Annotated in this window: 14 protein-coding genes; all 14 read right to left on the bottom strand. The window is 69.8% G+C overall.

Annotated features, from left to right (window positions below; genetic code table 11):
- Positions 1–1,934, bottom strand: a 1,934-nt coding sequence (locus PLL68_RS08695) for a DUF2207 domain-containing protein (RefSeq protein ID WP_324533375.1), incomplete at its 3' end; no start/stop codon positions are given.
- A gap of 1 nt (position 1,935) precedes the next feature.
- Positions 1,936–2,415 (bottom strand): SsrA-binding protein SmpB, encoded by a 480-nt coding sequence (smpB, locus tag PLL68_RS08690; RefSeq protein ID WP_324533374.1) that lies wholly within the window; start codon positions 2,413–2,415, stop codon positions 1,936–1,938.
- Between the two features lie 60 nt (positions 2,416–2,475).
- On the bottom strand, positions 2,476–3,861 hold the full coding sequence (locus PLL68_RS08685) for a peptidoglycan DD-metalloendopeptidase family protein (protein ID WP_324533373.1): 1,386 nt from the start codon (positions 3,859–3,861) through the stop codon (positions 2,476–2,478).
- Positions 3,862–3,951: 90 nt separating this feature from the next.
- Positions 3,952–4,857 (bottom strand): permease-like cell division protein FtsX, encoded by a 906-nt coding sequence (gene ftsX, locus PLL68_RS08680; protein ID WP_324533372.1) that lies wholly within the window; start codon positions 4,855–4,857, stop codon positions 3,952–3,954.
- A gap of 3 nt (positions 4,858–4,860) precedes the next feature.
- Positions 4,861–5,556, bottom strand: a complete 696-nt coding sequence (ftsE, locus tag PLL68_RS08675) for a cell division ATP-binding protein FtsE (protein ID WP_324533371.1) — start codon at positions 5,554–5,556, stop codon at positions 4,861–4,863.
- A 127-nt stretch (positions 5,557–5,683) separates the two neighbouring features.
- Positions 5,684–6,127: a TY-Chap domain-containing protein gene (locus tag PLL68_RS08670; RefSeq protein WP_324533370.1), complete on the bottom strand. Its 444-nt coding sequence runs from the start codon at positions 6,125–6,127 to the stop codon at positions 5,684–5,686.
- 3 nt (positions 6,128–6,130) lie between these two features.
- Complete coding sequence (prfB, locus tag PLL68_RS08665) at positions 6,131–7,249, bottom strand: peptide chain release factor 2 (protein ID WP_324533369.1); 1,119 nt, start codon at positions 7,247–7,249, stop codon at positions 6,131–6,133.
- Positions 7,250–7,328: 79 nt separating this feature from the next.
- Entirely contained in the window at positions 7,329–7,796 is a 468-nt protein-coding gene (locus tag PLL68_RS08660; RefSeq protein ID WP_324533368.1) for a Tad domain-containing protein, read from the bottom strand.
- A gap of 20 nt (positions 7,797–7,816) precedes the next feature.
- A complete protein-coding gene (locus PLL68_RS08655; protein ID WP_324533367.1) occupies positions 7,817–8,215 on the bottom strand; it encodes a pilus assembly protein in 399 nt (132 codons plus the stop codon).
- Positions 8,216–8,274: 59 nt separating this feature from the next.
- On the bottom strand, positions 8,275–8,655 hold the full coding sequence (locus PLL68_RS08650; RefSeq protein WP_324533366.1) for a TadE/TadG family type IV pilus assembly protein: 381 nt from the start codon (positions 8,653–8,655) through the stop codon (positions 8,275–8,277).
- Between the two features lie 9 nt (positions 8,656–8,664).
- A complete protein-coding gene (locus PLL68_RS08645; RefSeq protein WP_324533365.1) occupies positions 8,665–8,874 on the bottom strand; it encodes a hypothetical protein in 210 nt (69 codons plus the stop codon).
- Positions 8,875–8,896: 22 nt separating this feature from the next.
- Positions 8,897–9,829, bottom strand: coding sequence for a type II secretion system F family protein (locus tag PLL68_RS08640; protein ID WP_324533364.1), 933 nt, complete (start codon positions 9,827–9,829; stop codon positions 8,897–8,899).
- Positions 9,826–10,695, bottom strand: coding sequence for a type II secretion system F family protein (locus PLL68_RS08635; protein WP_324533363.1), 870 nt, complete (start codon positions 10,693–10,695; stop codon positions 9,826–9,828). The genes PLL68_RS08640 and PLL68_RS08635 overlap by 4 nt, the downstream gene beginning before the upstream one ends.
- Positions 10,692–11,093, bottom strand: a 402-nt coding sequence (locus PLL68_RS08630) for an ATPase, T2SS/T4P/T4SS family (RefSeq protein WP_324533362.1), incomplete at its 5' end; no start/stop codon positions are given. The genes PLL68_RS08635 and PLL68_RS08630, both read right to left, overlap by 4 nt.

The raw sequence follows: 11,093 nt of genomic DNA, 5'->3' as shown, positions 1-11,093 counted from the left end.
CCGCCGCCTCCGCTGAACCCGCTCGACCCGGACGAACCCGGGGTCGAGACGAACGTGCCGGCAGCCACGGTCGAGAACGAGTCCATGCTCGAGGCGACGTCGGAGAAGCCGCCGGTGCCCCAGTTCCCCACGTACCACGTGGGGCTCGCAACGCTCACCCCCGCGGCAGCCGCAGCCGCCGCCACCTCCTCGAAGGTCTTGGCCCACCGGTCCGCCAGACCGAACACGATGGCGAACGGCAGGAACTTCGAGAAGACCTCCTGGGCTTCCTCCCACTTGATCTGGTTGGCCTCGGCGGTGGCGATGTACCGCTCGAAACCGCGCGACTGCGCCAGCATGGCTGAGCCGGATGCCGTTCGAGCCGCCATCCGCTGGCCGAGGGCTCGCACGATCAGCCCGGACACCACCCCACCCCCGACGAGCACCCACGTCGGCGAGATCGGGAAGCCGGAGTCCGCGAACAGGCCCGACAGCATCCCCCCGAGGAAGAACGCGGCGAAGACCGAGCCGAAGATCAGCAGCGTGCCAAGACCCGTCCAGCCCGCGCGAGCCCGCTCCGGGCTTCGACGGAACCACCCACGCTCGACGACCTCCTCGTACATCAGACGCTCCACGGCATCCAGGGTGGGCTTGAAGCGGTTCTTCAACTGGGACAGGGCGATCTGGTTGCCCCCGGCGAAGATCGAGTCGATGAGCACCTGTTCGTACGGGGCGAGGGGCACGGCGGATGCCGGGGGTGCGGTTCGCGAGAGCACCCAGTCGTCGGCCCGGAAGATCCCCCGGTCATCGCGCGCGATCGTCAGGTGCCCACGAACGGCGAGGTCGACGAGCGTCGCCGTGACGTCGACGAGATTGACCTGCTCATCGAGAATGGTGCCGACCATGCCGGGCTGCACACCCGGCGGCGGGTTGAACTGCACCGCGACGGTGGGCGCCTCGCCGCCGACGACGACGGGGACGTCCTCGCCGGGTCCGGGGGTCAGACCCGGGGTGAGTCCGGCGTACTGCTCGTCGCGCCCTCTGGTCCACACGAGCATGCCCATGAGGGAGCCGGCGAGGAGCGGCCCGAGCACGCCCAAGCCCATGGCCAACCAGCCCAGAGCACGCGCCTGCCCCGGGCTGACCGGTGATCCGCCGCCCGCCTCGGAGTCACCGTCGCGAAGGTCCGGGGTGAGGTCGCCGAAGGCGTCGCGCGGGTACGACGTCACCACGCTCATGCCCTCACGAGCCGCGAGGTCGGGGGAACTGAACGTCGAGGTGGCCCCCGCCTGTGCCTGGCAGGGTGTGTCGGCGCCGAGCTCGCCGTAGAAGCAGGCGGCCCTGGTGGCCGGGACGGGCGCCGTCACCGCGGCGCGAACGCCCAGCTGCGGGAAGCCGTTCGAGGGGTCGACGACGTTGTAGTAGAACTCGGCCGTGCCGTCACCGATGTCGTTGACCAGGTTCGCCAACCGGAACTGCACGACGTAGTCGGCGGTGCCGCGCACGGTCTGCGAGGGGCTGCCGATCCGGATCTGGCGGAAGGCGCCCATGTCGGAGATCGCGATGTCGGTCGGCGCCCCGGACGGTGAGGTGACCACCACCCCGGACAGCTCGTAGTAGCGGTACTGGGTCTCGCTGTCCTGGTAGCCCGCGCGGACCTTGACGTTGCGCAGGATGCCGTGGCGATCCTCGCCGTCGGGGAAGCGCCACCGGATCGTCTCGGTGACGATGACCGATCCGTCTGACTGGACCTGGAACTGCGTTGACAGGGAGTCTGCCTGCTCCTCGGTGGGCAGCACCAGCGCCGGGCCCCAGGCCTGCAGCGCCGGCATCCGCTCCCCCGCAGCCAGCGCCAGCGGTGCGAGGACCACCGCCGCGACGATCAGCCCGAGGCAGGCCCAGAATCCCACCCACGGCGTCGCGGATCGACGCACCGGTGCGACCGGGCTGTCCACCTCAGTCCTCGCCGCGGGTGCGGGCTGACATGGCGCGGGCTGCCTCGCGGTTGTCCTGGCGTTCGCGCAGGGCATGGCGCTTGTCGTAGTTCTTCTTGCCCTTGGCCACGGCGAGCTCGACCTTGGCCCGGCCGTCCTTGAAGTACAGCGAGAGCGGCACGATGGTGTGCCCGGTCTCGCGGGTCGCCTGGAGGATCTTGTTCAGCTCACGCCGGTGGAGCAGCAGCTTGCGGCGGCGGCGCGGCGTGTGGTTGTTCCACGTCCCGTTGAAGTACTCGGGGATGTGAACGCCCTCGAGCCACAGCTCGTCGTCACGGTCAAAGCCCGCCCATCCGTCGACGAGCGAGGCCCGCCCCATCCGCAGCGCCTTGACCTCCGTGCCCATCAGGACGAGGCCCGCCTCGTACGTGTCCTCGATGAGGTAGTCGTGACGGGCCTTGCGGTTGCTCGCGACGAGCTTTCGTCCGGTCTCCTTGGCCACGGGAGCGAGGTTACCTTCCGCGAGGGCGCAGACCGCACCCATTACCCGAAGCCCGGGTCGTCACAGCCAGCGACGCGGGTCGACAGGCTCGCCGTTCTCGTGGGTCTCGAAGTGCAGGTGACAACCGGTGGAGAGGCCGGTGCTGCCCTCATAACCGATGACCTCGCCGCGCGAGACCTTGCCGCTGCGCTGGGCGTAGCCCTCCAGGTGCTTGTAGACCGTCGCGAGGTGCTCGCCGTTGACGATCCCGTGGTCGATCACGATTCGGTTGCCGGCGCCCGCGGCGTAGCCAGCCATGATGATCTCGCCCGGGGCAGCAGCGCGAACGGGCGTCCCGCACGGTGCGGCGAAGTCGCGGCCGGCGTGCAGCCGCCAGACGCGGTCGATGGGGTGGAAGCGCATGCCGAACTCGGAACTGATCCGGCCGGTGATCGGGCGGCTGAGGTAGCCACCGTCGTCACCCTCGGAGGAGCCGGAGGAGCCGGATCCGGTTGACGGCCGGGCGGCCAGCCCGGCCTTCTTCTCCGCGGCCCGCCGAGCGGCTTCTGCCTTGGCTGCGGCTGCCGCCTTGCGCTGCGCCTCGGCGGCGCGAGCCACGAGGACGGCCTTGAGCCGGCTCTGCTCGGCCTTCATGGCGCTGAGGCGAACCTTGTCGGCAGCGATCTGCGACTCGACCTCGGCGGCCTGGCTGGTCTGCTGGGCGGCGAGGGCGTCGAGGTCGGCCTTGGCGCGGGCCGCGGAGTCGCGAGCGCTCTCGGCCGCCGCGAGGGCTTCCTCGGCACGCTTCTTCTTCGCGGCCGAGTCGGCACGCAGCGCCGAGAGGTGGTCCTCGAGCGCGGTCAGGCTGGCCTTCTCGGTCGCGAGGCGATCAAGGGTCTCGCCCTGCACGTCCATCACCGTGTCGACGAGGGCGATCCGGTCGGCGAACTGCTGAGGGTCGGTGCTGGACAGCGCCATGTCGAGCTGGCCGAAACCCTGCTCCTGGTAGATCTGCGCGGCGAACTGGGCCACCCGGGACCGCCCGGCCGTGACCTCCTTGGTCGTCGACTCGAGTTCGGCCTGTGCCTTGGCCTCGCTGGCCCGGGCGGCTTCGAGCTCCTGGGCAGCCAGCGTGTTGGCCCGGTCTGCGGCGAGGGCGGCCGACTCGGCCTCGGCCAAGGCGCTCTGGGCGGCGGGCAGCTTCGCCTTGGTCTGCTGGAGCGCGATGTACGCGTTCGAGAGCTCAGCCGAGGAATCCTCGAGGTCTTCGCGCAGCTTCTCGATCTGCGCGTCGACCTTGCGCTTCTCGGCACCGGGGTCGGATGCCGTGGACGACCCCGGCAGCGGGGCCGTCGGGACCGCTGTGGCCGAGCTGACACCCAGGGCTGCGGCGCAGAGCAGCGCTACGCCCACAGCCGCTGTCCGGCTGTGGGCGCGCACGATCGCCTCAGTGTCCTTGAGTCCCATGATCACCATTGGTAACACGTTTCACGCGTTGAGGGGAGCATCTGGAGGGATGAATCGGTGGGCGGTCTCGCGGAGCGGGCCCACCGGGGGTCACACGCGCAGGTACCGACGCAGCGTGGCCAGGCTCGTGAAGACAGCCACGGTGGTGACCCCCAGCACCATCCACGGCGCGAGCAGCCACACGTCGGTGGTGCCGATGAACGCCTGGCTGAGCGCGATCTGGCTGGCTCCCTCGTTGAAGACGAACTGCATGAGGGCCACGAGCAACCCGACGGCCAAGCTCACCCCCAGCACCGAGACGATCACCATCTCGGCGATGAACGGCATCCGGATCGTCCAGTTCGAGGCGCCGACCAGTCGCATGATGCCGATCTCCCGGCGCCTGATGAACGCGGCCTGTCTGATGGTGGTCGCCATGAGCAGGGCGGCACAGGCCACCATCAGGGCTGCGAGGAGCACGGCGAACGCGGTGATGTAGTTGATGATCGTGAAGAACTTGGAGAGGACCTTCTCCTGGTCCTGGACGGTGGCGACCCCCGGCGCACCATCGAACTGGCTGGTCACGACGTCGAACTTCGTGGGGTCGTTCAGTTGCACCCGCAGGCTCTGCGGGATGTCGCCCACCTGCACGTTCCCGGCGATCGGGCTGTTGCGGAACTGCTCCTTGAACCGGTCATAGGCCTCCTGCTCGGACTCGTAGAAGACCTCCTTGACCTCGGGCAGCGCCTTCAGCTGGTCCTGGATGGCGGTCTTCTGGGCTTCCGTGACGGCCCGGCCCTCACAGTTGGGCTGCAACGAGTTCTCGGTGCACAGGTAGATCGACACCTGGATGCGGTCGTACCAGTAGCCCTTCATCGTGTCGGCCTGGCGCTGGGCGAGCATGCCGAGACCGAGCAGGAACATCGAGACCATCGTGACGAGCACGACGGAGATCGCCATGGACAGGTTGCGGCGCAGGCCCGATCGGACCTCGGAGAGCAGGAATCGCAGCTGCACGGCTCACACCTCCGCGGTGGGGTAGTAGCTGGCGTGCTGTTCGTCGCGGACGACGACACCGTCCTCGAGCTGGAGGACGCGGCGGCGCAGGTCGTTGACGATGTCGGCGTCGTGGGTCGCCATGACGATCGTCGTGCCGGTGCGGTTGATCCGGTCGAGCAGGCGGACGATGTCGAGGCTGATGGCACGGTCGAGGTTGCCGGTCGGCTCGTCGCACAGCAGGATCTGCGGGCGGTTGACCACGGCGCGGGCGATCGCCACGCGCTGCTGCTCACCACCGGAGAGCTGGTGGGGGAAGCGCTTCTCCTTGCCGGCGAGGCCGACCATCTCCAGGGTCTCGGGGACCAGCTGGCGGATGACGTGCCCCGGCTTGCCGATCACCTGGAGGGCGTAGGCGACGTTCTCGTGGACCGTCTTGTTCGGCAGGAGCCGGAAGTCCTGGAAGACCGCACCCATCTCGCGGCGCAGCCTCGGCACCTGCCGCATCGGCATGGAGTTCAGGTCGTGGCCGGCGACCAGGACGGTGCCCTCGGTGGCGGCCTCCTCGCGCAGCGCCAGCCGCAGCAGGGTGGACTTGCCCGAGCCGGAGGGGCCCACGACGAAGACGAACTCGCCCCGGTCGATGTCGACGCTGACGTTGTCGAGGGCTGCCCGGGTGGATCTCGGGTAGACCTTGGTGACCTTCTCGAAGCGGATCATGACGGGGGGTTGGCCTCAGGGTCAGGGTGCGATCGGACGACGGGCAGCAGCGGCGCGCGCGGTTGCCCCGAGGAACAGGATAGGTCGACGCAGGGTGGATGACGGGCGGTTCCCGAGGTTCGGCGGGTCACCTCGGAGCGGTCAGCACCTGCACGAACGTCGCGGTGACCATGTCGACAGCCCGTTGCGCGTCGTCGAGGGGAAGGTAGGGACCCTGCGGGACGTCGTCGGGCCAGAACCGCACGTAGTGCTCACCGTCACCGGGCCCGGGCCTGCGCCAACCCAGGGTGAGCAGCGCAGCATCCTCCTGCGGGGAGAGCGGATAGCCACCGGCAGCGGCGGCCGCGCCCACGCAGTGCCCGCGCAGGTGGTCCTCGACGCGCTCGAGCCGAACCCACGGCGCGACGACGTCATGCTTGGCGGGCACGAGACCGCCCCACCACCCCTTGCGCACCAGCGTGGGGCGGGCGTGGTCCTCGGATGCCGTGAGCGTCACCGACTCGCCGTCGGCGAGCGCCCGGAGGCGCTCGACGAGACCGTGGGCGGCATCCGGCCACCGGAGGTCGGTCACGGGTCAGCCCTGCGCTGCGGCCTTGTCCTGGGCGATCTGCCAGCGGATGCCGGCCTCGATGAAGGCGTCGATGTCGCCGTCGAAGACGCTCGAGGTGTTGCCGACCTCGTGTCCGGTGCGCAGGTCCTTGACCATCTGGTACGGGTGCAGGACGTAGGAGCGCATCTGCTCACCCCAGCTGGCCTTGACGTCGCCGGCAAGCTCCTTGCGCTCGGCGGCCTCCTCGGCCTTCTTCAGCAGCAGCAGGCGCGACTGCATGACGCGCAGCGCGGCGGCGCGGTTCTGGATCTGCGACTTCTCGTTCTGCATCGAGACCACGGTCCCGGTGGGAATGTGCGTCATGCGCACGGCGGAGTCGGTGGTGTTGACCGACTGGCCGCCGGGGCCGCTGGAGCGGAAGACGTCGACCTTGAGCTCGTTCTCGGGGATCTCGATGGTGTCGGTCTGCTCGATGAGCGGCACGACCTCGACCGCGGCGAAGCTGGTCTGGCGGCGGCCCTGGTTGTCGAAGGGGCTGATCCGCACGAGGCGGTGGGTGCCGCCCTCGACGCTGAGGTTGCCGTAGGCGTAGGGCACGTCGACCTCGAAGGTGGCGCTCTTGAGGCCGGCCTCCTCGGCGTAGGAGGTGTCGAGGACCTTCACGGGGTAACCGTGGCGCTCGGCCCAGCGCAGGTACATGCGCATGAGCATCTCGGCGAAGTCGGCGGCGTCCACTCCCCCGGCGCCGGCGCGGATGGTGACCACTGCGGCCCGTTCGTCGTACTCGCCGGAGAGCAGGGTGCGCACCTCGAGCTCGCCGACGGCCTTCTTCACGACGGCCAGCTCGACCTCGGCCTCGGCGAGGGTGTCGGCGTCGTTCTCCTCCTGGCCCATCTCGACCAGGGCCTGGAGGTCGTCGATGCGGGCGTCCATGTTCGTGACGCGCTCGTGCTCGGCCTTGGCGCGCGAGAGCCCGGAGGTCACGACCTGGGCCTTCTCCTGGTCGTCCCACAGGTTCGGGTCTGAGGCCTGCTGCTCGAAGTCGGCGATGGTCGCCTCGAGCTTGGACAGGTCGGTCACCTCACGCACGGACGCCATGGTCGTGCGGAGGTCCTTGATCTCCTGGGAGAAGTCGACAGCCACGGTGAGCAAGCCTACGCGAGTCCCCGGCCGTGACCGTGCGGGCACGGGTCTGCGACAGCAGCCATCAGCGTTCCAGGTCTCAGGGTTCGAGGTCGGCGCGGGCGCTGGACTGCACGGTGATGCGGATGCTCACCCCGAGGTCGCTCAGCACGGCCCCTATCATCGGCAGTTCTGCCTCACCGCTGAGCGAGACTACTGCCGTGCGTCCGTCGGGCGTGCCCGTGCCGGGTCCGAGCCTCCACGCGAGGATGCCGTTGGGCCTTGGGCGGCTCGCGACGTAGCCGGCGGCGCGCTCGCGGACCGTCGCGTTCGACAGCGGCACCGAGGTCTTCACCCCCGAGGTGTAGGCGGAGTCGTCCAAGCCGTTGGCCGCGGTGAGGGCTGCGCCGTCAGCGACGTCGAGCAACCGCATCCGGGACAGGTGAGCCGAGGTGACGGCGATCGTCCCCGCGATGAGGATCATCGCGATGACCGTGAGGCCCACGATGAAGATGCTGATCGAGCCGTCTTCCTGCCGCGACCGACGCGGAGCTGGGCCGGCCGGCACCACAGGTCGATCCAGGCCGCTCACGGCAGGCCCCGGAAACGGTCCACGGTCGACAGGTGGGTCGCCGACACCGGGACCGACATCGGGATGACCTCGCGCGCGAAGGCGGGGATCAGCGGCAGCGGCACCCGCACGGTTGCCGTGGTCTCCACCCGCCCGTCGGGTCGCAGACACGGGGTTCCGTCACACGCGATCGACAACCTCCCCGTGCCGTCGAAGGAGTGGTCGAGGAAGGCGATCCTGGCCGCGGACTGGGCCCGGCCCGCAGCGTCGCTGCCGCTCTCCGCGGTGACGAAGGCCCGGCCCGCCTCCCGGGCGGCCTGGCTGACGGCGAACGAGCCCGCCTGGAGCCTGGCCATCATCATCACGAGGTAGATGAGCGGGATCAGCATCAGCACGGCGAGGGCGATGAACTCCACGACCGCGGCACCCCTCTCGTCGCGGACGCGCCCGCCACTTGGCCGGGGGACGTGGTCGGTCACTGCGCCTCCAGGAAGGCGCGACCGACGACGTCGAGACGATCGCTCGGACCAAGCAGACCGAGCACCGGGATGGGCGCGACGACTCTCACCTCAACCACCCGGACCCCGTCAACGACGCTCTCCCGAGCGCTGACCTTACGTGCGTACTCCGGCGACAGTGACTGGCTGATCAGCGACTGGGTACGCGCGACGCCCTGTCCGGGAACGGCATCCAGCCTCGCACCCAGGCGAGCCCCCTCGGACGCACACGAGATGAGGGTGTTGCGGGTGTGCAACGTCAGACCGAGTTGGAACACCGCGAGGAAGAGCATGACGACGAGCACGGACACCATGACGAAGTCCGCCACGGCTGCACCCCGCTCGTCGTGCCGAGGCATCGCGACAGCTCAGCCCTTCACCGAGGAGAGGGCGTTCTGGAACATCGAGACCAGCTGTCCCTTGGCGACGACCCACAGCGCCGTGACCAAGCCCGCGGTCATGAGGGTGATGAGCACCCAGCCCGGCACGTCACCTCGCTCCGATCTGCGGACTGCGCGCGTCAGGAGCACATGGGTGGCGACGACAAGGCGGGCGGACAGGGTGCGGGTGATCGACATGGGGTCGGTCCTTTCCATCGGGTCAGAGCGTGAACTGGAAGTAGCTGAAGCCGGGGAACACGGCGAAGAGCACGGTGACGGGGAGGATGAGGAACACGACCGGGACCATCATCGCGATCTCCTTGCGACCGCCCGCCTCCATCAGGCCCCGCCGACCTTCCTCACGGACGTCCTGCGCCTGCGCGCGCAGCACCTCGGCCAACGGTGTGCCGCGCTGGACGGCGATGACGACGCCGTCGACGAACCGGCGCAGGCTCGGCAGCCCGGTGCGGTCCGCGAGCCCTTGCAGCGCGGTGGGCAGGTTCGCACCGGCGCGGGCATCAGCCAGGCAGCGTCGCAGCTCGCCGGCCAGCTCGCCGCTGGACAGTCGGCAGACCCGGTCGAGGGCACCGACTGCGCCCTCACCGGCGGCAACCGCCAGGGCCAGGAGCTCGGCAACGGTGGGGAACTCCATGAGCATGCGGGCCTCGCGGCGCTGGGCCCGACGGGAGAGGTTGTAGTCAGCACCGGTGATGCCGACCCCGGCACCGATGAGCGTCATCATCACCACGGTCACGGCACCGGCATCCCTCACGAGGAAGGCCGTGGTACCGAGGAGGCCTCCGACCGCGGCACCGAGAGCGCCCCACAGCACCTGCTCTGCACGAAACCGGTCGACGTCGGCCGCCACGCCTGCGCGCAACTGCCGTCGTCGCACCGAGTCGGCGCCGCCCATGATCCGCTCGACCAGGGCGCCGAGGTCCTTGACGATCGGGGCGGTGACGGCGGCAAGGGCCCCATTGGGCGCCCGCTCGGTGTCGAGCAGTCTCGACGGTCTGGGTGTGTCACGCAGGTAGGGGACCACTCGTCCCGCGAGCCCGGGCCGGCGGTGTCGGGGCAGCCCTACCCAGATGAGCAGGAGGCCACAGCCCATGAGGAAGCCGAGGATCGCCCCCGAGCGCACCACACCGCTCACCGCAGCACCCGCTCGTCCTCGGGCAGGCGACCGATGCGCAGCATCGACCAGTACGCGAGCACCGTGAGTGCGCCGCCGACGGCCAGCACCACGAACCCCAACCCGCTGGCGTACGCGCGCACCGACTGCGGGTTCGTGGACAGCATCGCGAGCACGAGCCACGGCGCGGCGACGGCCAGTCGTGCGGCATTGACGGTCCACGACTGCCGCGTCTCGAGTTCGGCCCGCGTGCGCGCGTCTTCACGCAGGAAGCCCGACAGCGTGCGCAGGAGGTGCCCGAGATCAGTGCCGCCCACCTCTCGAGCAATGCGCAGGCTCTCGACCAAGCGGTCACCGACCGGGTCGCTGAGTCGCTCCTTGAGCCGGTCGAGGCAGTCGTGGAACCGCCCGCTCAGGCGGTAGTCATCGGCAAAGGCGAGAAAGGGCTCGCGCAGCTCATCCGGGCCGCGCGTGCCCAGCTGTGACAACGCCTCGGGCAGGGCCATCCCGGCCCGCACCCCCGACGTGATGTTGTCGACGGCATCCGGCCACAGATCGCGCAGGCGAGCCCGCCGCATCCGGGCCCGCCGACGCACCAGGGCAACGGGGGCAAACGAGGCCATGAGTGCGAAGCAGCCGGCGATCGGTAGGACCCCCACGGCCGCCTGCACGAAGGCCAGCACGAGGACGAAGGCGATGACGCACGCGGCGATCAGTGTGCGAACCGTGAGTCCGGTGAACCCCGCCTGGACGATCTCGTCGGACAGCCGCTCAAGGGGGCCGACGCGGGTGACCGACCTGGGCTCTCGCGGGGTCGGCACCCAGAGGCTCCACCAGATGAGGAAGATCCCAACGCCGAAGGTCAGGCCGAGCAGCAAGCCGGTCATGGCACACCCGGTGCCAGCAGCGCGGAGAGGTCGTAGCCCGCGCGTTCGAACCGCTCCTCGTGCGGCGGGAAGCCCTCAGCGCGCCGGAGCTCGCCGTGACGCCTGACGAAGAGGTCGGCGATCTCGACGACGTCGCCCTCGACGCGCCCGGGCACGGCGGCAATCTCGCGCACGACGCGTCGACCGTCACGCTCGAGGGCCGCATGGACGACGATGTCGATCGATGAGGCGACGGTCGGCACGACGAACCGGGCCGAGACGTTCTCGCCCGCGAGCAGTGGCAGGGTGCACATCTTCGTGACGGCCTCACGGGCACTGTTGGCGTGAACGGTAGCCATCCCGGGAAGCCCGGAGTTGAGCGCAATGAGCAGGTCCAGGCTCTCGGCCTGGCGCACCTC

The sequence above is a fragment of the Ornithinibacter sp. genome, from assembly GCF_035443565.1.
Classification (GTDB): Bacteria; Actinomycetota; Actinomycetes; order Actinomycetales; family Dermatophilaceae; genus Fodinibacter.
This window is presented reverse-complemented; position numbering and strand designations above follow the sequence as displayed.